This window comes from Lactobacillus taiwanensis, from assembly GCF_017894345.1.
Taxonomy (GTDB): Bacteria; Bacillota; Bacilli; order Lactobacillales; family Lactobacillaceae; genus Lactobacillus; species Lactobacillus taiwanensis.
In genome coordinates, this window is the sequence record NZ_CP059276.1 from 585,334 (window position 1) to 611,192 (window position 25,859).

At 33.9% G+C, this 25,859-nt stretch carries 22 protein-coding genes, 2 pseudogenes and 1 other annotated feature; of the genes and pseudogenes, 15 read left to right on the forward strand and 9 right to left on the reverse strand.

Features of this window, described 5'->3' with window-relative positions; translation table 11 throughout:
- Positions 1-61: 61 nt before the first annotated feature.
- The 4 genes and pseudogenes from H1A07_RS10515 to H1A07_RS02780 form a co-directional block, all read right to left on the reverse strand.
- Positions 62-754: pseudogene (locus H1A07_RS10515) on the reverse strand (PD-(D/E)XK nuclease family transposase).
- Between the two features lie 73 nt (positions 755-827).
- On the reverse strand, positions 828-2,039 hold the full coding sequence (locus H1A07_RS02770) for an MFS transporter (RefSeq protein ID WP_210145288.1): 1,212 nt from the start codon (positions 2,037-2,039) through the stop codon (positions 828-830).
- A 1-nt stretch (position 2,040) separates the two neighbouring features.
- Entirely contained in the window at positions 2,041-2,247 is a 207-nt protein-coding gene (locus H1A07_RS02775; RefSeq protein WP_094522520.1) for a hypothetical protein, read from the reverse strand.
- Positions 2,248-2,262: 15 nt separating this feature from the next.
- Positions 2,263-2,580, reverse strand: coding sequence for a MarR family winged helix-turn-helix transcriptional regulator (locus tag H1A07_RS02780; protein ID WP_244974160.1), 318 nt, complete (start codon positions 2,578-2,580; stop codon positions 2,263-2,265).
- 537 nt (positions 2,581-3,117) lie between these two features.
- Here H1A07_RS02780 and H1A07_RS02785 point away from each other — a divergent pair.
- Positions 3,118-4,203: a M42 family metallopeptidase gene (locus H1A07_RS02785; protein WP_210145289.1), complete on the forward strand. Its 1,086-nt coding sequence runs from the start codon at positions 3,118-3,120 to the stop codon at positions 4,201-4,203.
- A 262-nt stretch (positions 4,204-4,465) separates the two neighbouring features.
- Here the strand turns inward: H1A07_RS02785 and H1A07_RS02790 are convergent, their stop codons facing one another.
- From H1A07_RS02790 to H1A07_RS02805, 4 genes are all read right to left on the reverse strand, one after another.
- On the reverse strand, positions 4,466-5,752 hold the full coding sequence (locus H1A07_RS02790) for a phosphatidylserine decarboxylase family protein (RefSeq protein WP_057719013.1): 1,287 nt from the start codon (positions 5,750-5,752) through the stop codon (positions 4,466-4,468).
- Positions 5,753-5,778: 26 nt separating this feature from the next.
- Positions 5,779-7,212, reverse strand: a complete 1,434-nt coding sequence (locus tag H1A07_RS02795; protein WP_057719012.1) for a basic amino acid/polyamine antiporter — start codon at positions 7,210-7,212, stop codon at positions 5,779-5,781.
- Positions 7,213-7,251: 39 nt separating this feature from the next.
- Positions 7,252-8,538: a phosphatidylserine decarboxylase family protein gene (locus tag H1A07_RS02800; RefSeq protein ID WP_210145290.1), complete on the reverse strand. Its 1,287-nt coding sequence runs from the start codon at positions 8,536-8,538 to the stop codon at positions 7,252-7,254.
- Between the two features lie 161 nt (positions 8,539-8,699).
- Positions 8,700-9,986: a phosphatidylserine decarboxylase family protein gene (locus tag H1A07_RS02805; protein ID WP_210145291.1), complete on the reverse strand. Its 1,287-nt coding sequence runs from the start codon at positions 9,984-9,986 to the stop codon at positions 8,700-8,702.
- Positions 9,987-10,402: 416 nt separating this feature from the next.
- On the opposite strand from H1A07_RS02805, the gene H1A07_RS02810 reads away from it, so the two are divergent.
- The 14 genes and pseudogenes from H1A07_RS02810 (at position 10,403) to H1A07_RS02875 (ending at position 24,854) form a co-directional block, all read left to right on the forward strand.
- Positions 10,403-10,555 (forward strand): beta-galactosidase, encoded by a 153-nt coding sequence (locus H1A07_RS02810; protein ID WP_244974185.1) that lies wholly within the window; start codon positions 10,403-10,405, stop codon positions 10,553-10,555.
- 193 nt (positions 10,556-10,748) lie between these two features.
- Positions 10,749-12,242 carry a peptide MFS transporter gene (locus H1A07_RS02815; protein ID WP_210145292.1) on the forward strand — a complete coding sequence of 498 codons (1,494 nt, stop codon included), beginning with the start codon at positions 10,749-10,751 and terminating at the stop codon, positions 12,240-12,242.
- A 170-nt stretch (positions 12,243-12,412) separates the two neighbouring features.
- Positions 12,413-13,819, forward strand: coding sequence for a C69 family dipeptidase (locus tag H1A07_RS02820; RefSeq protein WP_210145293.1), 1,407 nt, complete (start codon positions 12,413-12,415; stop codon positions 13,817-13,819).
- Positions 13,820-13,909: 90 nt separating this feature from the next.
- Entirely contained in the window at positions 13,910-15,142 is a 1,233-nt protein-coding gene (locus H1A07_RS02825; protein ID WP_210145294.1) for an MFS transporter, read from the forward strand.
- A 102-nt stretch (positions 15,143-15,244) separates the two neighbouring features.
- Positions 15,245-16,095 (forward strand): annotated as a pseudogene (locus H1A07_RS02830) (alpha/beta hydrolase).
- A gap of 86 nt (positions 16,096-16,181) precedes the next feature.
- The gene (locus H1A07_RS02835; RefSeq protein ID WP_210145295.1) at positions 16,182-16,622 is read left to right on the forward strand and encodes a MarR family winged helix-turn-helix transcriptional regulator; all 441 of its coding nucleotides are present in this window, start codon (positions 16,182-16,184) and stop codon (positions 16,620-16,622) included.
- Positions 16,623-18,356 carry an ABC transporter ATP-binding protein gene (locus H1A07_RS02840; protein ID WP_210145296.1) on the forward strand — a complete coding sequence of 578 codons (1,734 nt, stop codon included), beginning with the start codon at positions 16,623-16,625 and terminating at the stop codon, positions 18,354-18,356. It abuts the gene before it with no gap.
- Positions 18,349-20,118 carry an ABC transporter ATP-binding protein gene (locus tag H1A07_RS02845; protein WP_210145297.1) on the forward strand — a complete coding sequence of 590 codons (1,770 nt, stop codon included), beginning with the start codon at positions 18,349-18,351 and terminating at the stop codon, positions 20,116-20,118. The genes H1A07_RS02840 and H1A07_RS02845 overlap by 8 nt, the downstream gene beginning before the upstream one ends.
- 22 nt (positions 20,119-20,140) lie before the next feature.
- Positions 20,141-20,962: a transporter substrate-binding domain-containing protein gene (locus H1A07_RS02850; protein WP_094496027.1), complete on the forward strand. Its 822-nt coding sequence runs from the start codon at positions 20,141-20,143 to the stop codon at positions 20,960-20,962.
- 56 nt (positions 20,963-21,018) lie between these two features.
- Positions 21,019-21,267 (forward strand) — a binding site (T-box leader).
- A 133-nt stretch (positions 21,268-21,400) separates the two neighbouring features.
- Positions 21,401-22,150 (forward strand): amino acid ABC transporter ATP-binding protein, encoded by a 750-nt coding sequence (locus H1A07_RS02855; RefSeq protein WP_057719001.1) that lies wholly within the window; start codon positions 21,401-21,403, stop codon positions 22,148-22,150.
- Between the two features lies 1 nt (position 22,151).
- Positions 22,152-22,976, forward strand: a complete 825-nt coding sequence (locus H1A07_RS02860; protein WP_210145298.1) for a transporter substrate-binding domain-containing protein — start codon at positions 22,152-22,154, stop codon at positions 22,974-22,976.
- Positions 22,973-23,611: an amino acid ABC transporter permease gene (locus tag H1A07_RS02865; protein ID WP_057718999.1), complete on the forward strand. Its 639-nt coding sequence runs from the start codon at positions 22,973-22,975 to the stop codon at positions 23,609-23,611. Before H1A07_RS02860 ends, H1A07_RS02865 begins: the two co-directional genes overlap by 4 nt.
- Before the next feature lie 13 nt (positions 23,612-23,624).
- Positions 23,625-24,275, forward strand: a complete 651-nt coding sequence (locus tag H1A07_RS02870) for an amino acid ABC transporter permease (RefSeq protein ID WP_057718998.1) — start codon at positions 23,625-23,627, stop codon at positions 24,273-24,275.
- A gap of 189 nt (positions 24,276-24,464) precedes the next feature.
- Positions 24,465-24,854 carry a hypothetical protein gene (locus H1A07_RS02875; RefSeq protein WP_094496031.1) on the forward strand — a complete coding sequence of 130 codons (390 nt, stop codon included), beginning with the start codon at positions 24,465-24,467 and terminating at the stop codon, positions 24,852-24,854.
- 61 nt (positions 24,855-24,915) lie between these two features.
- Here the strand turns inward: H1A07_RS02875 and H1A07_RS02880 are convergent, their stop codons facing one another.
- Entirely contained in the window at positions 24,916-25,764 is an 849-nt protein-coding gene (locus H1A07_RS02880) for an Rpn family recombination-promoting nuclease/putative transposase (protein ID WP_057718997.1), read from the reverse strand.
- Positions 25,765-25,859: the final 95 nt, after the last annotated feature.

A 25,859-nucleotide genomic window follows, 5' to 3' on the forward strand; every position in this document is an offset into this window, starting at 1 on the left:
GTAGGACTAGGAAAAATGTAAAAAAATAGCGTTTCTCAATTTGGAGAGACGCTATTTAAAATTATTTATATAGATCAACAATCTTAGATAGATCATTATCGGAAATTATCTTCAAATTTCTAACAAATTCAGTTGCTTGTTCTAAAGTACTACCATTATCCATTTGGTTTTCAAGAATAACTTTTGCAGTATCAATTTTTCCTTATTTGTAAGCATCTTGTTCACGTTCTAACATTCTTGTTTCGTAAAGCATAATCTTCTCCCTCATTTCTGGATCTTCATTGATTTCTTTAATTCTTTTCTGTGCATAATCGAAGTGTTTATTTAAACTAACTGGTTCATTATTCATCAGCTTAGCCAAAGCTTGTAAGTCTTCACTTTGGCCAGCAGCTGACTTTTGTGAATTAATAATAATCTTTGTTGCTCCGTCATGCAATTGTTTTGATCGATCTTGATCTGTTGTTTGCATTTCTATATTAAATACTCTACCTTCGTGATCGGTAACCAACACATCCAATCTGACTTCTTTTGAGTTATCTTTTCTCTTTGGATTATTAATCTCAACTTGTTTATCCAACCAATCAATCTTTTTGATTTTCAGATCTGGAATGATAATCTCAAGCAAATATTTACAAAAATCTTTATTTTCCATCACCATCCCAAAGACTTTATCTTCGGTAAAGCCAAACCATGGTACAACTTTTTTCTTTGTCATATCGAACCTCACTTTAAAGTATTTGAAGATTAATCCCATAGTTTATTACGCAAAAAGAATAATATTTTTTATAAAAATAGCGTTCCTCCAAATTGAGAAACGCTATTTTAAATTATTTTGCAAGATTTCTAACGACATTCAAATTAAACAAAATCAAATTCAAGACCACAATACCTGCTGTGACAATAAATACCATGCTGTAGCTTGAAATACCGGCAATAAAGGAACCTAGAAGAGGTCCAACTATATTTCCAATATACATTGCACTCTGATTCCATGAAAAAATTCTTCCCGTTACAGCAGCTGGTGAATTCTTAGTTAATAAAGTTTGAACTTGTGGGAAGAGACAAGCATCGGTAAAGCCTACTAAAAATCGCAAGATACCAAGTTGAGTTGTGTTGTGAACAAAAGCGGTTAAAAAGAAGAGGATTGTAGCTCCAATAAAACCACCAATAATTATTTTGTGAGTACCAATGTTATCGCCCAAAGCTCCAAAACGGGAAGCAGCCAAAAACGTTGCAATACCAGGAAGAGCAGCAATAACTCCAGAAACGAAAACAACATCTCCGTGTCCATTCATCAATTGTTTAACATACAGTGAGACAATTGGATTAATTGAGTTATTAGCTGCTTGGATAATTAAAGTGGTTAGTAAAAGTCCAAAAATTAGAGTAGGAGAGCGGAGAGTTGCGATAACGCCACTGGCCTTATCTAATTTCTTTTCAGTAATTGGCTTAAAACCTTCTTCATGAACAAAGAATAGTGAAAGAAGGAAGGAGAGTAACAATAAACCGCCTGTGATAAAGAAAGTAACTCGGTAGCTAAATGCAGAAGCTAGCGCACCTCCTAAAAATGGCCCCAGTAAGTTGCCGGCAGTGAAAGAAGAAGCCATTGTTCCTAAAGCCTGACCGGATTTTTCTTTTGGAGTTTCTGTAGCAATTAAGGCATTTGAGTTAGAGACAAAACCAGCAAATACTCCTTGCAACATCCTTAGGAAGAACAATTGCCAGACATTAGTCACTAATCCCATGCTTCCAAGAACAATTGCCATTCCTAAAGAAGCTCTTAGAATCATTAATTTTCTGCCTTTTTTATCAGCTAATTTTCCCCACCAAGGAGAAATAATGGCTGAAACAAAGTATACACCTGAGAAAATAAATCCAGACCAAAAATTTAATTGTTGGTGAGTAAAATGACCCAAGGTATCAATATAGAGAGGTAGAAAAGGCATAATTTCGGAAAAAGCAATTCCAGCAATAAAAACTGCAATTGAAAGGATATAAAGATTCTTTTTCCAAATTGGTTTATCTGATTTTTGCACCATCTTAATCCCCTAACTTTTTAAAATCTATAGTTTGGTTTTTCAAAGATATTTTGCCTACCTTGAAGCCGTAATTTAATATTTTTTTATAAGTTAAAAAGGAGTGATCGATTGGTAGACCTGCAATTTTTTTAATTTGATCAGAAGATAGTTGGAAATCTTCGTCTTTATTATCTTTAATGTATTTCCACAAGGGTTTGAATTTACTCATTAATTTTGCCTTTCTTTAAATTTGTTTTTCTAAATTAGTTGAAATTCTCTCAAGCTTTAATAAAGCTTCGGAATCAACAGTTCCAACTAATTTATTTACGTCATCAAAAGCATCGTTTACTTGATCAAGAACTTCTTTACCAGCGGGAAGCAGGAACAATTGCTTTTTTAAGCCGTTTGTAGGATCTGGTCTTCGCCCAATCATATTGCGCTTTTCTAATAATTTAACTACATTGGTAAAGCTTGCTGGTTGGTAAAAAAGATAATCAGCTACTTCTTTTTGAATGCAACCAGGATGTTTTTGGATATATCTTAAGACATGAGCGTGTGACATTCGTAGGTTAATAGAAGCTAGTTTTTGATTGATCAAAAGATTTTCTAATTTGCCAATATGATAAAGTAAATTTGCTAAGGGTCTTTTTCTCGTAGGTATCCTTTCTAAGTTGTAATTACAACTATCAATTTAAAATAAGTATAGCGCAATTAATTGTAATTACGACTAGTCCCTTTTTAATTCAAGAGATCAGTAACCTTAGAAAAATCATATTTACGATAGTGTAATGCTACTTTTTTATCTTTGAACATTACACTATGAATATCGCTAGAAGAATAGGCTAAGTAAAGACAATGAATAAGAAAATAAAGACACGAAAAAAGCAGACATTCTGGGGGATTAGAAGTCTGCTTTTTAATGTCGTATGTTATTTTGGGAGAATAAGTAAGGGGTAGAAGTTCCCTTACTTATTTAATAGAATACCCTTATTTTTTTAAAGAAGGTTTGGTATAAGATTTAAAATTTACAAAGAATTTCTTTAAAAAGTTTAAAGACATAAATATAATTAAAATAAAAGCGTTTGCGAGAGGAAAAATTATGAAAAAAGAACAAGAAATTCAAATGTTAAAAGAATTTTCAGATGCAAATTCTACATCTGGCTTTGAAGAAGAATTTGTAAAATTGTTTTCTACTTATGCTAAAAATACTGCTAATATTACAGCAGATGGGATGCTCAATGTATATGCAGCTAGGAAAGAAAATAAAGGTAAGCGTCCTGTTATTCAAATGGATGCACACTCTGATGCAGTTGGTTTTATTACTCAGGCAGTTCGTCCCAATGGACTAATTAAATTTGTTCCACTTGGTGGCTGGGTAAAATATAATATTCCGGCTTTAAAAGTAAAGATTCGTAATCGTGATGGTGAATATATTCCTGGTGTTGTTGCTACTAAGCCACCACATTTCATGACTGCGGCTGAAAGAAATTCAATTCCAGAAGTAGCTGATATGTCAATTGATGTTGGCTCATCAAGCAGAGAAGAAACAATTAAAGATTACAAGATTGATACTGGTTGTCCAATTTTTGTAGATGTAAAATGCGAATATCATGAAAAATCAGGTCTTTTCTTTGGTAAGGATTTTGATGATCGTTTTGGCGCTGGCGCAATGATTGACGTTTTGGACAATTTAAAAGGTGAAGAGACTAATTTTGATGTTGTAGCTGCCTTATCAAGTCAAGAAGAAGTTGGTCTTCGCGGTGCATATGTGACTGGTAGAAAGATTAAGCCTGATTTATGCATTGTTCTAGAGAGTTGTCCAGCCGATGACACTTTTGAACCGGAATGGTTATCTCAGACTGGTCTAAAGCGTGGACCAATGCTTAGAGACATGGATACTACATTTTTACCAAATCCTAAATTCCAACAATATGCTTGTGATTTAGCAGATAAAAATGGAATACCATACACTCGATCAGTAAGAACCGGTGGAGGACAAGATGGAGCCGCCATTTACTATGAATATGGTGCTCCAACAATTGTGATTGGGATTCCAGTTCGCTATGAACATTCGCCGTATTGTTTCTCAGCATATAAAGACTTTAAGGCTTCTGTCGATTTAGCAACTGCGATTATTCGTGATATGACACAAGAAAAATTAGACAGTTTTAAGGAAGTGATTTAATGGATTGGAAAAGCTTTTTTAGGAAGATAACAATTACATGCTGGATGCTATGTTTGATTAGTTTTCTGGTTTTGATAGTTCGCTATACTGCAAGTGATATTGGTTCATTTTTTGCATGGGATTATCCGTTAATATGGGTATTTATACTGGGATGTGTATTTTGTATTTTGACGATTTTTTGGCCTAAGAAAAATAAATGAGGATGAAAAAATAGGAGGTAGATTAAGCTCTACCTCCTATTTTTATCGTTGATTTAAATTAGTTATTCTACACGAGCAATTTCATCATGAACCTTAATATTGTGTGAACCTAGACTGGGCTCTTGACCGTGAAGATTAAATTTGACGTTAACACCAGGTCTAAATAGAAGTACGTGTGTTGAACCACCAAAGTGGAAAATACCTAGTTGATCACCTTTATTAATATGTTGTCCCACTTTAACCGTTATTTCATTACCAGATACTTCTGCCATTCCTACAGCAACAAAGCACATTAATCCAATCTTTGGATTATCAGCTTTGATAAAAATAACAGCACGTGATGCAGTTTCGGTAATATAAGCTTGAGAATCATTAGGAGCAGCTGGATCAGGACCATTAGGATTTTCAAAGCCTTGTGGTAAAGTTTCAGAGTAATAAGAACCATATAGGTTGTAGGCTTTAACTACTGTTCCGCTTACTGGACTATTCCATCTGTGGTAACTTAATGCACTAAGAAATGCTTGATAAAGAGTACCACCAACAAATTCTGAAGTTAATGGATCATTATGGAGTAGGTCAATTAATGAATATGGTTGTCCTTTAATCCAGAATTTAGCCTTTAAAGGTAGGTTATGAGCAATACGATATGGTGCTGACTCACAAGCGTTAGCAATTGAATCAGGATCGTCTGCATTAACAACTGGACGAACGCCAGGATTAAATGTCCGGGTAAAGAAGTGATCCCATGAAGTAAAACCATATTGTTGATCAATATTATTATTAGGACAAGCAAAAATATCATGGAAATCTTTGCCATAGGCAGCATCACACATGCTCTTTAATGCTTCATTTCCAAGCCATCCTTCTTTAGATCGATTAAGTACATACGTAGAATCAGGAGATTGTAAAAACTTTCCCCAGTAATCTAAAATATCACGTAATTTTTGGTTAACCCGTGGATCCATAAAGGCAACATATCCAGCCTTGGTTGCCATTGGATAGTCGAGAATTGCATTAATTGGGAAACCAACTAATCCAGTAGTATTAAATTTAGGAGCGCGGTGCATAACACGATTAATAACTCTTAGCATTTGATGATAGTTGTGAACTGCTGGAGTATCCATTGGCGTTTCAACATATTTTGCTGGCACTTCTTCAAACATCATGTGGAATAGATTCCAAAGATATCGATCCGATTCAATTAAATCTTTTAGTGCTTGAACAGGTGGTAAAAGGGCTTGATCTTGTTCTGCTTCAGCTTCTTTTAGCACTTTCTTTAACCAGTTGTTGTAAAATTCCTGATCACTTGGTAACCATTGTCCAACGTTAAATTTTACGTCTTTTTTCATTTTAAACACCTTTTTAATATTAATAACTATAATGAAATCTTCTTAGTAACTAGCAGATATACAGAGATAACAGCCAAAATACATATAATAATAGCCAATGCTAATTCCCACTTGTTAAATAGAGGGGTACCTTTCTTGTCGTATTCTTTTCTGGCAAAGTAGTAGAAGATTATGCCTACAGCATAAATAATTGTCGAAATTAGTAGGTAATTAAGTCCTGCTGCATATAAGAGCCATAGACAATAGATAGTTGATAAAATACCTATGAATAAACTCTTATTACGTTTATGAGAATCGTTTGTAAAAATTTCGCGTTTTTGCGCAATTTTCCATAAGTACATTGAACTCAATAGATAACAAGGTAAAATTATTACCCCAGTAATATCGATACATGCTAGATAAACGTTATTAGCTGTTACTACTAATATCATGAACAAGGACATCAAAACGCTTGAAATATATAAGGATACACTAGGCACCTTTTTCTTGTTTTCATGAGCAAAGAATTTTGGCAATACATGTCCTTTAGCTGCAGCATATGGAAGCTGAGCCATCATAACTGTCCATGCAACCCATGAACCACCAACGGAAATAATTACAGAAATTGTTACGAAGTCTATGAACCATGGACCTAATAAGTTTTTCATTAAGTAAGCTGTTGATGGGTCAGTGAGTTTAGAAAGAGTTGGTTGGTGATAAATACCATAAGCAACAATACTAATTAGAATGTAGGCGATTAATGAAATTAAATAACCCATTACAGTTGCTTTACCAACATCTTTAGGATTTTTAGCGTGGTTAGAAATAACAACTGCACCTTCAATACCGATAAAGCACCATAACGTTACTAACATAGGAGCCTTAATTTGACTAACAAAATTTCCTAAATGAAGACCTTGTCCCCAGAATCCCCAGAAAAATGTTGGGAAACGGAAGAAGATTAGCATACAAATTAAAATGATTCCTAAACTAATGAACTTGATGATGACTGTAATATTGTTAAGAAATGAGGCTTCTTTAACACCATTAAGAACTAAAAAATTATAAATCCAAATTAAGACAATACCGAATATAACAGTTGGCCATTGGTGTTTAAGCAAGACCGGAAAATAACGACCGAAGGAGTCATTAAGCATAACTGCATAGGCCACGTTTCCTGTAATTGCTTCAATCCAATAACCCCAGGCTGAGTTAAAACCAACGTATTTACCGAAACCAGCACGTGCATAGGAATAAATACCAATATTTAAGTCTGGTCTCTCTTCAGCTAGGATTTTAAAGGTAAAGGCAAGTCCAAACATACCAATACCAGTCAAAATCCAAGCAATGATGACGGCACCAAGTGAAGATGAAGCAGCCATATTTTGGGGAATATCAAAAATTCCTCCACCAATCATGGCACCGACAACCATCGCAATTAAGCCAAAGAGACCAATTTTACGACTGTTAGATTTAGTCATTATGAGATCTTCTTTCTCTTAATCAATAAAAATTCATCCTTATTTAACACGAGCTATTTCTTCACGAACTTTAATATTTGAACTGCCTAAACCAGGTTCTTGATCATGTAAATTAAATTCAACTTGAGTTTCAGATCTAAATAGAAGTACGTGGGTTGAACCACCGAAATGGAACATCCCTAGTTGATCGCCCTTGTTAACGTGTTGACCAACACGTACAGTGATTTCATCACTTGAAACTTCTGACATACCTACAGCGACAAAGCACATGAGACCAATCTTTGGGTTATCAGCCTTAATGAAAATAACAGCACGAGTAGCCGTAGCAGTTAAGAAAGCCTGTGAATCGTTTGCAGCAACAGGATCAGCACCACGTTCATTTGCAAAGCCTTGATATAGACTTTCGGAGTAATATGAACCTGGTAAATTATATGCTTTAACAATAGTTCCACTAACAGGACTATTCCATCTGTGGTAACTTAAAGCACTTAAAAAGGCTTGGTATAAAGTGCCACCTTCAAATTTTGATGTCCATGGATCGTTATGAAGAAGATCCATTAATGAATAGGGTTGTCCTTTAATCCAGAACTTTGCTTTCATTGGTAAATCACGGGCAATTCTAAATGGAGCAGATTCACATGCATTAGCGATTGAATCTGGATCATCAGGATCTTGGACAGGACGAATGCCAGGATTGAATAAACGAGTAAAGAAATTATCCCAGGAAGTAAAGCCTAAATGCTTTTCACGATCATTTGATTTACATTTGAAAATAGTTGTGAAATTATCGCCATCGGCTACTTTAGACATTTCGTTTAATGCATAGTCACTTAACCAACCATTTTTAGAAGTGTTAAGAACATAGGTAGATGCAGGAGTTTGCAAATATTTGCCCCAATAATTTAATATATCTCTTAATTTCTCATTGATTTTCGGATTCATGAAAAATACATATCCAGCTTTAGTAGCCATTGGATAATCCAAAATTGCATTGATTGGCGTTCCGACCAATCCAGTAGTATTAAATTCTGGAGCTCTTTGAATAATACGATTGAGCATTAAAAGCATTTGACGATAATTTCTTACTTGAGGAGTCCCCATCGGTGTGTCGACATATTTTTCAGGAATTTCATCAAACATCATTTGAGTAATATTGTACAAGTACCTATCAGACTCAATTAAATTTTTTAAGGCTTGAACGGGAGGAAGTAACTTTTGATTTTCTTCACTTTCTGCTTCTTTTAGAACCTTTTTTAACCATTTATTATAGAATTCTTGGTCACTTGGTAACCATTGTCCTACATTGTATTGAATATTCTTTTTCATAATTTATACCTCTATTTATGAAAAAATTAATAACATTTAGAAAAAGTGCACTTTCAAGTTAAAGGTAGCATTAAGGGGGGGGGGTGGTCAAGGATCTATAGACTTTATTCTAAAATTATATATAACAATCTCTTTGTTTTGTCAAATTTAAATTGTAGTCTTTACTCTATGTGAGCAATTTCAGATCTTACCTTAATATTATTACCAGCAATACTTGGGTTTTGTCCATGAAGGTTAAATTTAACATTAGTTTCAGGTCTAAAAAGTAGGACGTGAGTTGAACCACCAAAATGGAACATGCCTAATTGATCTCCCTTATTAATGTGTTGCCCTACTCTAACAGTAATTTCATCACTCGATACTTCGGACATTCCAACTGCAATAAAAGCCATTAGACCAATCTTAAGGTTATCCGCTTTAATAAAAATGACTGCTCTAGTGGCAGTAGAAGTAAGGAAGGCTTGTGAATCATTAGCAGCTACTGGATCAGCTCCTCGTGGATTTTCAAAACCCTGATATAGGCTTTCTGCGTAATAAGTTCCTGGTAAATTATAAGCTTTGACGATAGTTCCAGATACTGGGCTGTTCCATCTGTGATAGCTAAGTGCACTTAAAAATGCCTGATATAGAGTACCACCTTCAAATTTAGATGCCCATGGGTCTCCATCTAAGAGATCAACTAAAGAATAAGGTTGCCCCTTAATCCAGAACTTAGCTTTCAGCGGTAGGTTATGAGCAATGCGGAAAGGAGCAGATTCACAAGCGTTAGCAATTGAATCGGGATCATCTGCATTTTGAACAGGACGAATTCCAGGATTAAATGTACGTGTGAAAAATTTGTCCCAAGAAGAAAATCCTAGGTGTTCAGTTTTATCGTGAGTAGGGCAGTCAAAAAGATTAAAGAAATTATCGCCGTAAGCAGCTTTTGACATTTCGTTTAGGGCGTAGTCACTTAGCCAGCCATTTTCTGAAGTATTAAGAACATATGTTGAATCTGCTGTTTGAAGAAATTTTCCCCAATAATTTAAAATATTTTTCAAACAAGCATTGACTTTAGGATTGTTAAAAAATACATAGCCAGCTTTAGTCGCCATTGGGTAATCGAAAATAGCATTAATAGGAGTTCCAACTAATCCAGTTTTATTGAATTCAGGTGCTCTTTGAATAATTCGATTAAGCATTAAAAGCATTTGTTCATAATTACGGACTTGTGGAGTACCAGTTGGTGTATCTACATCATTTACTGGAATTTCTTCAAACATTAATTGAGTAATATTATAAATATATCGATCAGATTCAATTAAATGTTTAAGAGCTTGAACAGGGGGTAGTAAGTATTGATTTTCTTCGTTTTCTGCTTCTTTTAATACTTTATTAAGCCATTGATTAAAAAACTTTTGATCAGTAGGCAACCATTTACCTACATTGTATGGAATTGTTTTTGACATAATTTTGCACCTCTATAATTATTAAAAGACAATGTTAAGTCTAAATAATGTGCACACTTTCACTATCACTATAGGCTCAAATAAAAATAACGTCAAAAAATAAAAAGTAGTATTCCAAATTAACATATATTCATAAAATTAAATTTAATGATAAGAATTGTTACTAAGAAGGCGATATTATATTTATGGAGGAAAGTTACTTTTTATACTAAATATAAATATTATAGGACAGAAAAATCATGGAACGAATACTAAAAATTAACTAATTTCTACACGGTGGAGATTATAATCCTGAACAATGATGGGACGAACCAGATATTATTAATCAAGACTTCGCACTTTTTTAAACAGGCGGATATTCAGACAGTAACTGTAGGAATTTTTCATGGATAAAGGTAGCTAAGCATGGAGATCTTATCTCTTGGGATTCTTATCCAGCTTGGGGTAATGACAATCAGACGATAGAAGAATTAGGCAGAAATATTAGCCTAATTCATAACTGCTTTAGGAGTTTGAAACATCAGAACTTTTTAGTAATGGAAAATACACCACAAACAGAAGATAATTAGCGGTGAAGTTGTTCTTAATCCATTTGGAAGTAAGATTTATAAAAAATAAATAGATAAAATGAGTATCTTTAAAAGTAAAGATACTCATTTTTTAATATGCTGCTCTATACCAATTTGACTACTTATTATAAATAGGTATAAAATAAAACTTTCTGTGTGAATAAAGCACATAAAACAGAAAGGATAGTTTTTAATGAATAATTCGACGACAGAGAAGACTTTCTTCGGACAGCCTCGTGGCTTGTCTACTCTGTTCTTCACAGAAATGTGGGAGAGATTTAGTTACTATGGTATGCGTGCTATCTTACTCTTCTACATGTACTATGCGGTAGAACGTGGCGGCCTTGGCATGAATGAGACTACGGCTGCCTCCGTTATGTCTATCTATGGATCATTGGTTTACCTTTCTACGGTAGCTGGTGGTTGGCTAGCAGATAGAATTTGGGGTGCAAGAAGTACTGTCTTCTTTGGTGGTGTCCTAATTATGATTGGACACATTATCCTAGCTTTGCCAATGGCAGAACTTGGCTTGTATATCTCAATTGCCTTTATTGTGGTTGGGACAGGATTGCTTAAACCTAATGTTTCTGACATGGTTGGTGGTCTATACTCATTAGATGATCGTAGACGTGATGCAGGTTTCAGTATCTTTGTTTTTGGTATTAATTTAGGTTCTGCTCTTGCTCCATGGTTAGTTCCTTGGGCAAGTGAAGGTTTTGGTCTTAACTTATTTGGAAATCATTTTAATTTCCATGCTGGTTTCTCTTTAGCAGCAGTTGGGATGTTCTTTGGCTTAGTACAATATGTTTGGGGCGGTAGAAAGTATCTATCTGATGATGGGATACATCCAACTGATCCGATTGATCCAGAAACTCGTAACAAAATCTTGAAGAGAATTGGTTTAGGGGTTTTAGCTTTAGTAGTAGTATTAGGATTAATGGCTGCGTTTGATCAGCTGAATGTTGATAATATCATTACTTTAATTACTATTGTTGCTATTGCCTTACCAATTTATTACTTTGTTTTAATGCTTAGAAGTCCAAAGGTTACTAAGGAAGAACGCTCAAAAGTTTGGGCTTATATTCCATTATTTATTGCGGCTTCTATTTTCTGGGGAATTGAAGAATCTGGTTCTGTTGTTTTAGCCTTATTTGCTGCCCAAAGAACTGTTCTTCATATTGGAAGTTGGCATTTTACTGCGGCTAACTTTCAAACACTAAACCCAGTATTTATTATGATTTTAACTCCATTCTTTGTTTGGTTATGGGATAACTGGAAGAAACAACCAAGTGCAGCTGGAAAATTTGCAGCTGGTTTAGTATTTGCCGGTTTATCTTATATGTGGATGGCACTGCCGGGTATGCTTTATGGAACCAATGGACGCGTTAGTCCATTCTGGCTAGTGGGTTCATGGTTTATTGTGGAAATTGCTGAAATGCTTATTTCTCCAATTGGATTATCGGTGACGACTCGTTTAGCACCAAAAGCTTTTCGTTCTCAAATGATGAGTCTCTGGTTTTTAGCAGATGCGACAGGACAGGCTATCAATTCACAAATTGTTAGATACTACTCAAGTAAAACGGAAGTAGCTTACTTCTTAGCAGTTGGTGTTGTAAGTGTCTTGTTTGGTATAGTGATGTTCTTCTTTACCAAGAAGATTCACAATTTGATGGCAGATGCTGAATAGCATAAAAATTAAATAGTTACTTAAAAGATTCGATAATTTTCGAATCTTTTTTGCTTTATAGAAGCATAAGATTCTATTATTTTGAATGCGTTTTATTAAAGTTTAGTAGCATATCGTAATACAATATCAATTGAATAAGATATGTTATTAATATGAAAGTGTGATATCTAATGATAGAAAATAATCACAGTGCATGTACATCAATTTTAGTAGGAAAAAATGCTACCACTGATGGCAGTATTATCATTGGTCGTAATGAAGATGATAAGCCAAATTGTGCCAAGCATTTAGCTTTTCATGAGGAAAAAGATATTCCTAATAATCATTTCAAGTCTAATTTGAATAAGTTTGAGATGGATTTACCAACTCATAGATATGGTTATTCATCAACTCCTAACTGGAGTGATAAAAAGGGTGTTTATGAGGAATCCGGCATTAACCAATTTGGTGTAGCAATGAGTGCTACTGAAACTACGTATGCTAATGATCAAGTTCAAGCATATGATCCATTTAAGAAGACTGGTATTATTGAAGAAGCAATGGTTACGTGTATTTTGCCTTATGTAAAGACTGCGCGTGAAGCTATTGCACGCTTTGGCGAAATTATAAAGGATCATGGTGCTGGCGAATCTGATGGTATTTTATTTGCTGATCCTAATGAAGCTTGGTACTTTGAAATTGGTACTGCTCATACTTGGGTAGCAGAGCGTATTCCAGATGATTGCTATGCTGTTGCAGCTAATGAATTAGCAATTCAAGAAATTGACTTTAATGATTCTGATAACTTTATTACTTCACCAGGTTTACAAAAATTTGTTGAAGAAAATGACCTATGGCCAAATGGTAAACCATTTAATTGGCGTAGAATTTTTGGAACTCATAACTTATTAGATACAACTTACAACACTGCTCGTGTTTGGACTGGTCAAAGAATTTTAAGTCCTTCGATCAAACAAGATCCAAATAGTTTTGATCTTCCATTTATCCAAAAAGCTGATCATCCAATTTCTATTACTGATGCTCAACGAGTATTAAGGGATCACTATGATGGAACTAAATATGATGTAGCAAATCCGGTAAACAAAGATACTGCTATTTATCGTCCGATTAGTGTTGACTTTACTGAAGAATCTCACTTATTGCAACTTAAGGATAAGGACTGGATTCACTGGTTATCTTTAGGCATTACTTGTCAAAATGTATATGTTCCTTTCTACCCACAAGGTAGCGTAGTACCAAGCTTCTATAGACACGGCAAAGATAAGTATGCTTCAAATTCAGCTTATTGGATTTACAAGGAAGCTCAAGTTTTGGCTGACCGTTCATGGAAAGATTATGGTTTGCAACTATATCAAACTAGAAATGCTACTCAGCAAAAATTGAGTCAAATGCGTCAAGAATATGATGTCAAGATTGACAAGGAAAAGGACGCTAAGAAGAGATTAGCTTTGATTAACGAAGCTAATAAAGAATTAGCACATACCGCAGTTAAAGATTATCAAGAATTAATTGGTAAATTAATTACCAAGGAAATAAAGAAGTCTCCATTACACTTTAGAAGAGATCCAGATTTATAATTTTAGATTGTAAATTTATAAAAAGCGTGTAGAATGAATTCTGAAGAAATAATTGAATGACAGAGAGCATTCATTTTGGAGGAATTTAATATGGATACAATGGTTAAGCACAGGCATAGTCTAAGTAAAAATCAGAAGTGGGTTATTGCATCTACTTCTTCAGGTTTTGCTCTTGAGAATATGGATGTGCTTTTTTTATCGTTTGCAATGAGCTCAATGATTGCTGATCTCCATTTATCAGGAGGAGTAGCAGGATTTATTTCTACTATTACTAACTTAGGAATGTTAGTTGGCGGAATTGCCTTTGGGATTTTGGGCGATAAAATTGGTCGTGTTAAGACTTTTAGCCATACAGTAATTATTTTTGCGATTGCAACAGCTTTAATGGCATTTGCAAATAATATTTACATGATTTGTGCACTTCGATTTTTAGCCGGAATTGGAGCAGGTGGTGAATATGGAGTTGGAATTGCCTTGATTGCTGAAAATTTTCATAAAAATCAAATTGGCAAGATGACTTCAGTAGCTGCGATTGGAGGTCAGATCGGTGCAATTATGGCAGCATTAATTGCAGCATGGATTATTCCAACTGCTGGTTGGCACATGCTGTTTTTAGTGGGGATTATTCCAGTAATTTTGACTATATTCATTAGAAAACATGTTCATGAAAGTCAACAATTTGTCGAAGCTAAAGAAAAAGAAAGGGGCTCCTTGCTATCAGATGTAGCTAAAATGATGTTTTCTACACCTCGTCTTGCTTGGCAAACCGTTGGGTTGATGATCATGATGACAGTTCAAATTGCGGGCTACTTTGGTTTGATGAACTGGCTACCAACAATCGTTCAAAAACAACTTGATTTAAATGTTTCAAATTCTAGTCTTTGGATGATTGCGACGATCGTGGGAATGAGTATTGGTATGATGACTTTTGGTTCAATTTTTGATTATTTTGGACCAAGAAGAGCTTTTGCGATTTTTTTAATTGGTTCTGCATTAATGGTGTACACTTTGAGTTTAGCTCAAAATATGGCAACGCTTTTAGTAATTGGTGCGATTGTTGGCTTTTTCTCAAATGGAATGTTTGGCGGATATGGCGCTGTGATTAGTAGACTCTATCCAACTGAGATTAGATCTAGTGCTAATAATATTATTGTTAATGTCGGAAGAGCAATTGGTGGCTTTTCATCAGTGGTAATTGGGATTTTAATGGATAAATACAATCTAAGCGTAGTAATGGGCTTTTTATCAGCTTTGTACATTATTAGTTTCATCGTAATGGTTACCTTGCCTGGATTAAAAGATTTATCTAAAGAGCTAAATTAGTATAGTTTTTAACGATAGTAAACTAGTGAGAATAAATATTTTTCAATTCATAATTGTCTCTGTATACTAGAGAAAAGTAAGTGTAAGAGAACAAAAATTATTATGAAGAAAAGAAAAATTTATCTCGCTAGTTTTTTTATTGCTGCATTTTTATTCATCTTAGCGGGATGTAGTCAAAAAACGCAAAATATTCCTGCAAAAAAAGTAACTGCATCTTTAACTAATACCAAGACAATTCCAACGTTTTTCTTCCATGGTTGGGGGTCAAGCGTAAATGCTGAAAAACACATGACTAACGCAGCTAAAAAGGCTGGTGTTACGAATACTATTATTCAAGCTGACGTAAGTAAAAATGGAACTGTTAAGCTAAATAATACTATTCCAAAAAATGCCAAGAATCCAATTGTTGAGGTTAATTTTGAGGACAACCAAAGTGGTAAAACATCTTATGTTAAATCTGTTATTACTGCTATTTCAAATAAATATCATTACGCTAAAATTAATCTAGTTGGCCATTCAATGGGAAATTTGCAGATAGCTAATTACATTAATGAAAATTATGACAATAAAAAATGCCTAAGATTAATAAAGTAGTTTCAATTGCAGGTCATTATGATGGCTATCTTGGCGAAGAAGCAGGTCAAAAGGCTAAGATTAAAAATAAAGAAACTGGTGAACCAGATATCTATAGTGATGGCTTTAAGCAGCTATTACCTCTGCGTAAACATTATCCAAAACAAATTGAGGTTTTGAATATTTATGGTAATAAAGAAGATGGATCAAATTCAGATGGGTCAGTTTCTGTGGCATCTGCACAAGGTTATAAATACCTAATCAACGGGCGTGCAAAGGCATATCATGAAGTTGAAATTAAAGGAAAAAATGCTCAACATAGTAAATTACATGAAAATAAAGAAGTAGATCAGTTATTAATAGATTTTTTATGGAAATAAAATAATAGGCATTGACAATAGTCTCTGTAAATACTAATATATTTAAATATTTAGTATCTACAGAGACTATTTTTGCGAGGTGAAGTATGAAACTAAGTGATACGGAAAAGTTAAACTTCGCTATTATTCGTGGTAGCAAGGCCTATGAAGAATGGGATCGTCGCCAAAATATGCCTACTTATTTGACGATTATTTTATATGAATTATTAATGCGGCAAAAATTGACACAAAAGGATTTAGTTAAGTTAAGTGACTTACCAAAACAGTCAATTAATAAGGGAATACATCGCTTATTAGAAAAGGATTATTTAGAGTTAACAGTTGATCCAGATGATAATCGAGTTAAGTATTGTCAATTAACTGATATAGGTAAGAAGTATGCTCAAGAGAAAATGGCATCTTTGTTTGAAATCGAAAATAGAATTGCTCAAAAAATGGGAGCTAAAAAGATGAAGCAATTAGTAGCTCTTAATGAAGAATGGAGTAATACTTTTTGGGAGTGTTTAGGAAAGAAGGGAGAAAAATAGATGGGGATTTTGAAACCACACTTCAAAAATTATCGTAAAGAAATTATTTTAGCTATTGTTACAATTTTAATTTCAGCTTTTGCAACTTTATGGCAACCAAGATTGTTAGAAAATATCCAAAAAGCTATTTTAGCTGATAACAAGAGTACAGTATTAAGAGACGGTATTGGTTTAGTGATTTTGGGATTATTAGCAATTGTAGCTGGGATTTTTAATGTTTATTATGCTGCTAAAATTGCCCAGGGAATAACTTCAGATTTGCGTGAAGAAACTTATGCAAAAATTCAAAGTTTTTCTTTTGGTAATATTGAAAAATTTTCTAGTGGTTCTTTAGTAGTTCGTTTAATCAACGATATGAACCAGGTTATGAATATGATGATGATCCTATTCATGCAGCTCCTTAGAATGCCAATTATTTTAGTTGGATCTTTCGTTTTAAGTATTATTACAATTCCTCATTATTGGTGGGCACCTGTATTGATGTTAGCCCTAATGATGGGTGTAGGTTTTATTGTAATTCAAAATATGAATAAACTTTTTGATAAATTTCAACATTACATGGATAAAATTTCTACTCGTGTAAAGGAAAATCTTCAAGGAGTACGGGTAGTTAAATCTTTTAATCAGGGAGAAAATGAAATTAGGAGATTTAATAAAACCTCTGATTCTTTGAATGAATTAAACATTAAGATTGGTTACTGGATTTCCACTATTATGCCTGCTTTTATGCTAATTGCGTATTTAGTAATTGCATTAGTTGTGTTTTTAGTAGGTCGCAGTGCTAACCTTAATCCAACCGATGTAGCAGTTGTATCACCTTATGTTTCTTACATTTTAACTTTATTATTTGCAATTTTAATTGGCGGCTTTGTGATCATGAATTTTACTCGTGGTATGGTTTCCTTAAGAAGAATTAAGGAAGTTCTTGATACTGAACCAGATGTAAAATTCGATCCTAATGCGCCGACTGCACCAGAAAAGGGAAGCATTGAATTTGATAATGTGTCATTTACTTATCCCGATAGTGATAAGCCAACTTTAGAAAATATCTCATTTAAAGTTAAAGCTGGTGAAATGGTTGGTATCGTTGGAGCAACTGGTTCTGGTAAAAGTACTTTGGCTCAGCTTATACCTAGACTTTATGATCCAAGCAAGGGAACTATTAAAATTGGCGGCAAAGATTTAAAGAAGATTGGTGAAAAATCTCTACGGAACACCGTTTCAATGGTGCTTCAAAAGGCAATTCTATTTTCTGGAACAATTGCTTCTAACTTACGTCAAGGGAAAGAAGATGCAACAGATTATGAATTGAAACGTGCTTCTGAAATTGCACAAGCGCAAGAATTTGTTGGTCAATATCCTGATGAATTTGATCATGAAGTAGAAGAACGCTCAGCAAATTTCTCTGGTGGTCAAAAGCAGCGTTTATCCATTGCACGTGGCGTTATTGGACAACCACCAATTTTAATTTTAGATGACTCAACCTCTGCTTTGGATGCTAAGTCTGAGAAGTTAGTTCAAGAAGCTTTAGAACATGATTTAAAGGATACGACTACTGTGATTATCGCTGAAAAAATTGTGTCCGTTATGAATGCGGACAAGATTTTAGTTTTGGACGATGGAAAATTAGTTGCTGAAGGAATGCACGAAGAATTGCTTAAGACTTCGCCAATTTACCAAGATATATATCGTACACAGAAAGCAAAGGAAAAGAGAGGTGAAATTGATGAGTAATACTAAAAAGGCTCTAAAGTACTTTGCAAAGTATTTAAAAAATTATTGGAAGGGCGTCACTATTGTTATAGTATTATCCCTAATTTCAACTTTAAGTCAGGTTCTTGGACCACTTTTCTTGGGAAATGCTGTCCAAGGATTAACTAAGGCAGTTAACAAGGTATCTAGTCAGAGTCACGATTTAAGCAGTTTTTACCAATCTTTAGGCTCAATGATTAGTGTTTACGCTGCGGGAATTATTGCTTCATTTATTGCATGGATGGTTATGTCAAAATTTACAGCTAATGCAACAAATGATATGCGAGAAAATCTTTTTGCCAAATTCCAAAGAATGTTGATTCGCTATTTTGATACTCATCAAGATGGAAAACTACTTTCTTTATTTAACTCTGATTTAGATAATATTTTTAACGCATTGAATAATGCAATCTTTGAAATTATTTCTCAAGGCGCCTTATTAATTGGAACCATCATTATGATGTTTATCGTAAATCCAACAATGGCTATTTTTACGGTAGCAACAACGCCTTTTATTGTGATTATTAGTGTATTTATTATGAAAAAAGCTAGAATTTATCTTGATAAACAACAAGATAAAATTAGTGATTTGAATGGATATGTGAATGAACAGATCAATGGAGAAAAGGTTATTATCACTAATGGTTTGCAAAAAAAATCTGTTCAAAATTTTAGAAAATACAACAATGATGTTCGTCGTGCTATGTTTAAAGGGCAATTTTATTCAGGGATGCTTTTCCCATTACTCCAGGGTATTTCTTTATTAAATCTTGCAATTGTAATCGGTGGAGGAGCATGGTTAATTGTTAGCGGTCAAGTCAGTCAAGCGGTAGGACTAGGTTTAATTGTTGCTTTTGTTGAATACTCTCAAACTTATTTCCAACCATTAACGCAACTTACTTCAATCTATTCTATGACGCAGCTTGCTTTGACAGGGGCTAGAAGATTAGCAACTGTTGAAGAACAGGATGAAGAAAATACTGTGCCAAATGGCAAGGTTTTGAAAGGAATAAAGAAGGGCGTTAAATTAGAAAACGTTCACTTTGGCTATAATAAAGATAAAGAAATTTTGCACGGTGTTTCAATTGATGTAGACAAAGGAAAATCAGTCGCTGTTGTTGGACCAACTGGATCAGGAAAAACAACGATTATGAATTTAATTAATCGTTTTTATGATGTAAATAGCGGTAAGGTGACGTTTGATGGTGTAGATGTACGCGATATTACGCTTGAATCATTAAGAAATAATGTTGGTATTGTGTTACAAGATTCTGTCTTATTTACTGGAACAGTTGAGGACAATATTAAATATGGTAAGCCAACTGCAAGCCGTGATGAAGTTATTGCAGCAGCTAAAGAAGCAAATATTCATGATTTTATTATGACGCTACCTGACGGATATGATACTCAAGTTTCTGAAGAAAATTCTGTCTTTTCAACTGGTCAAAAACAATTAATTTCAATTGCGAGAACTATTTTGACTAATCCAGAATTTTTAATCTTAGATGAGGCTACTTCAAACGTCGATACAGTTACTGAAGCTAAAATTCAAAAAGCAATGGATACTGTTATTGCAGGTAGAACAAGTTTTGTTATTGCACACCGTTTGAAGACTATCTTAAATTCAGATAAAATAGTAGTATTGAAAGATGGAAATGTCATTGAAGAAGGAAATCATGATGAATTAATTAAAAAGCATGGTTTCTACTATGGCTTATATACTAATCAAATGGCGTTTGAATAAAAATTAGAGGGAAAGTTAAAAATTGAAGAAAAAGCTACGATTTTTTTCTTTATTTATAGGCTTATTTAGCGTTTTTCTACTTTCTGCATGTCAGAAAAATACGCGTAATGTTTATCAAGAAGTTAAAAAAAGCAACGAAATTACTTGGGGTGTTAAGGCCGATACCCGATTATTTGGGTTAATGAGTATCAAGACTGGAAAAATTGAAGGTTTTGAAGTTGATTTAGCCAATGCTTTGACAAAAGAAATGCTAGGAAAAAATGCTAAAGCAAATTTTGTACAAACTACTGCTAAAACTAAAATTCCACTTTTAAAAAATGGAAACATTGATGCTGTTCTAGCTGCAATGACGATTACACCAGAACGTAAAAAACAAGTTGACTTTAGTGAACCATACTTTTATGCTGGTCAATCTTTATTAGTTAAGGATGATTCAAATATTAAAAGCATAAAAGATATGAATGGCAAGACGGCTTTAGCTGTTAAAGGTACAACGGCAGTTGCCAATGTTAAAAAGTTTGCGCCAAAAGCTAAAGTATTAGAATTTGACGATTACGGTCAAGCCTTTACCGCATTAAAGGCAGGACAAGGTCAGGCAATGACTACTGATAATGGTTTATTAGCAGGAATAGCAACTGAAAACAAAGGATACAAGCTTGTTGGTGGTACTTATACAAATGAGCCATACGGAATAGCTGTCAATAAAGGACAAACTCAGATGAGAAATAAGATTAACCAGGCTTTGAATAAATTAAAAAAGAATGGTACTTATGATGCCCTAGTAAAGAAATGGTTTAGCGGGGTTCCGGGCTTTAATATTAAAGAAGCCGAGGGAGAAAAATAAATTTTTTACTTGCCTTTTTTGAAAAAATATTATTAAATGTAATCAACATTTAAATTAAAAAAGCGATGAAAAGAAAAGTAGATAATTTATTTCTTTTAGTGAGTTAACGGTAGTGAAAAAGTTAGCAGACCCTGGATTATTGAAAGACACTTTTACAATGCTGCTGGCTGAAATCGAGTACGAGAGTAAGTTAAGCCGTAAGCGGCACGTTATCTAGCCGCTGGAGCATGGTTGTGCTCTAGTCAAGTTGGTCTTTAAGTAGACAATTTAGGTGGTACCGCGGAAAGAAGCCTTTCGTCCTGAGTAAATTGGGAGCGAAGGGCTTTTTTCTTTACTCCAAATAAAAATAAGGAGTCGTTAGCTAATACGTTATAAAGTTAAGTTTAATAATTTTAGAGTAAAATGGAAAACGTGAATAAAAAAGAGAGGGGAAGCACAATGGCTGCAATTATTGAGTTTAAGCATGTAGATAAATATTACGGTAAATTTCATGCTTTAAAGGATATTAATTTGAGTATTGAAGAAGGTCAAGTAGTTTCAATTATCGGACCATCTGGTTCTGGTAAGAGTACTTTGATTCGAACAATGAATGGATTAGAACGAATTAATTCTGGAAAATTAATGGTTACTGGTTATGATTTAGCTGATAAGCATACAAACTTGAATAAAATTCGTAAAAATGTGGGAATGGTGTTTCAGCATTTTAATTTATATGACAACCACACTGTGCTTGAAAATATTACTTTAGCACCTAAGATCGTTTTGCACCGCCCTGAAAAAGAAAATCATGACATTGCTATGAATCTTTTGAAAAAGGTTTGTTTAGAAGACAAGGCCAATATGTATCCAAGACAACTTTCTGGTGGACAAAAGCAACGTGTTGCAATTGCACGTTCACTAGCAATGAGACCGAAGGCTATTTTATTTGATGAACCTACTAGTGCTCTGGACCCTGAAATGATTCAGGACGTTTTGGACGTTATGAAATATGTGGCAGACGAAGGAATTACAATGGTTGTTGTAACGCACGAAATGGGATTTGCACGTGAAGTTGGCGATAGATTAATTTTCTTTGATCAAGGAAGAATTTTAGAAGATGCTAAACCAGAAGAATTCTTTGAACATCCTAAGACTGAACGTGCTCGTCAATTTTTAAGTAAGGTTATTACTGAAAAGCTAGGTGGCTAAAATGAAAAAATCAACTAAGATTTTTGTTTTGCCTTTGATATTAGTTTTGTTGATTACTTTGACAGGATGCGCAAAAAAGCAGAAGTCAAGTAATGTTTATGACCAAGTTAAGGAAAGTAAAACTATTACTTGGGGTGTTAAAGCTGATACTCGTTTGTTTGGTTTAATGAGCATTAAAACTGGAAAAATTGAGGGTTTTGAAGTTGACTTGGCAAAAGCCTTAACTAAGCAAATGTTGGGGAAAGATGCCAAAGCCGAATTTGTACAGACTACCCCAAAAACAAGAATTCCATTGCTAAAAAATGGAAATATTGATGCTATTTTAGCAACAATGACGATTACACCTGATCGTAAAAAACAAGTAACTTTTAGTGAGCCATATTTTACAGCTGGCCAATCTTTACTAGTTAAGGATGATTCAACAATTAAGAATATTAAAGACCTTAATGGTAAAACTGCTTTAGCAGTTAAAGGAACTACAGCAGTTGATAACGTTAAAAAGTTTGCACCTAAGGCAAAAGTTTTAGAATATGATGATTATGGACAAGCCTTTACAGCTTTAAAAGCCGGTCAGGGACAAGCAATGACAACTGATAATGGATTGCTTGCAGGTATTGCTAGTGAAAATAAGGGCTATAAATTAGTTGGTGGTACTTATACAAGTGAGCCATATGGAATTGCTGTAGAAAAGGGTCAAACTGATTTTGTTGATCATATCGATAAAGCACTAAATGAGTTAAAGAAAAATGGAACATATCATCGCTTATTAGTTAAATGGTTTAGTGGTATTCCAGGATTTAATATTAAGGAGGTTGAAAATTCGTGATAGGAATTTTAACAAATCATTGGTCTGAATTCTTATCAGGCTTTTGGAACACAATTTTATGTAGTCTAATTGCTCTGTTCTTTAGTTTAATTCTTGGGGTTGGCTTTGCCTTGTTAGAAGTTGCACCGAATAAATTTGGAAGGGCGGTAGCTCATGTCTACATCGAGATTTTCCGTAATATTCCTTTGTTGGTTATTACAATGATTTTCTACCTTGTTGTACCGCAAATTTGGTTTAAGGTATCAGGTTTCGCAGCTGGTACAATTGGATTAACTCTATATACTTCAGCATTTATTGCAGAAACTGTTAGAGCAGGAATTAACTCAGTTGGGGATGGTCAAATGGAAGGAGCTCGCTCAAATGGGATGACTTATACGCAAGCAATGCGATACGTCATTTTGCCACAAGCTTTGAAGATTGTGATTCCTCCATTGGGAAATCAGTTTATTAACTTAATTAAGAACTCATCTGTGTTAGCCTTTGTTGCGGGGTTTGATTTAATGTATCAAGCAGATGTAATTGCTTTTTCATCATTTGAAACTATTAATACATATATAGTTGTTGGATTGTTTTACTTAGTCTTAACCTTGCCATTGAGTTACTACATGCGTCACTTAGAAAAGAAATTAGCCTAGGAAGGAGAAAAAGATGGAAAACTTTATTCATGCATATTCTTGGATTAACATTCGCTTTCTCTTACAAGGTTTGTGGGTGACTATATATGTATCATTAATTTCGATTGCTTTAAGTTTTATACTAGGTTTAGTATTTGGCTTTATTAGATATGTGAAGATCAAGTATCTCTCAGCTATTGTGGGCTTTGTGATTGATATTATTAGAAATTTGCCATTGTTGCTGATAATTTTCTTTACGTATTTTGGATTGCCTGAATTAGGAATTATTACTAATCCAACTGTAGCTTCAATTATTGCCCTAGTTGTGTTTGAAGGAGCAATGCTTGCCGAAATTGTTAGAAGTGGTATTGCAGCCGTTGATCCCGGCCAAATGGAAGGAGCTCGTTCAAATGGGATGACTTATATGCAGGCAATGTATCATGTAATCATTCCCCAGGCTTTAAATAAGATGATTCCTTCTCTTTTATCACAATTTGTGTCATTAGTTAAGGATACATCTTTGGCAACAATTATTGTTTTGCCAGAATTATTGTTCCATGCACAGATTATTTATAGTCAAAATACTACTTATTTAATTCCAATGTATGTAATTATTGCAGTGATGTACTTTATTGTTTGTTTCTCACTTTCAATGGTTGCTAAGCATTTACAAAGTAAGTATTAATTATGAAAGAAGGCACGTGAGTTAAGTTCACGTGCCTTTTGTATCTAAAAAAATAGACTAATTTGATGTAAAAAATACTAAATTAGTACATAAGTTTACATGTTCGATCCTTTTTACTTAAAAAATAGAAAAATAGTTTATAATGAAATAAATATTTATAAGGCTAAGCTACTAGAAAGAGTATATAAAATGAAAGATTGGGGATTAACAGCTTTATATATTGTAACAATGCTACTGGGATTTTTTGAATTGTATAGAACATTTAAATTTTATAAATGGGATAAAAAATCTAAAGAAATCGCCACAGCACCATATGTAATATATTTTGGTACTTTTGTCAGTGGTGTATTTATTATTGTGCCTATGATGTTTATGTTAGGAGATACTAACCCTAAAATTCCTCATATTTTTTACATTATTCTTGGAATTATATTGATTATTGTCTCTATTTTGATGTATCGTCGTGGACATAAAATGGCAAAAAAGCTGGGTAAAGATGATAGCAATCTAACCATATGGCAAATTTATATGATAAGTACAGTAATCTTGTTTACTGGTATTGTAAACTTTTTTAAATAAAGATTGAGAAATTGAAAACAGGCCACATGAATTTAAGTGTTCATGTGGCCTGTTTGACTATCTAATTATTTTTAATAAATTGCTTTAATTCTTCTTGAGAAAAATATGCACCATAATTTTTAGTAAGAAATTTAAGAATAGTTTGATTGTCTGCACTTAAGTCACGATAATCATTAATCATCTTTTTAATAGCATCAATTCGTTCTTCTTCTTTACCGGTTTTGATACCCGCTTTTTCTCCGACATATCGCATGTCATCAAGTTTCATTTGGTAATCCATGAGTTCTTTCCTTCTTTCTGGATTAGTTTTGTATTTCTCAACGTCGCTTTGTAGCTTTTGGATAAAGCTATCATTTGTATTAATTTTACCACGCATTAGATCGAAAAATCCTTGTAGACGTGGCGTGATTTTTCCCTTTGTTCCACTTGCATTAAGTAAAATTAATTTTTGACCAATATTTAGTGGATCATACTTGAATCCCTTGGTGCTCCAAGTCGTATCATACCGATACTGATCAAGCCCAAGAGGATCAGTTGGCAGAATTAAAATTAAGTATGTAGTAGGCAAATTGCGATAATTTTCACCTTGCATAAACAGACTTTGATCCATCATTGAAAAATAATACCGCATTCGCTTTCCTAAAAAGTCTGGCAGAGTCATTTGTAATTCAATATCAAAGACTCGTCCCTTGTCGTCTGTAGCGTAGATATCCGGAATAATTCCATGCATAGCAGGGTGAAATTTCAATCTTTTTTGCGTTTCAAAATTAGCAGTTTGAATATGCAATTCAGGTGCAATTGCCCGCAAAAGATCGCGGCAATTAGTTCCTTGTTCCATAACCCAGCTAAAAATTGGATCAGCAGTGATATCTGCTTCATCAACGCGCTTTTCAAGCTCATTTTTGTTCATAGACCGCTCCTTTAAGTGTATTAGAGAAAGATCTCTAATTTTAATTACGCAAAAAGGAGTTTTATTTTTTAAGAAAAAAGAAGATCAATATGATC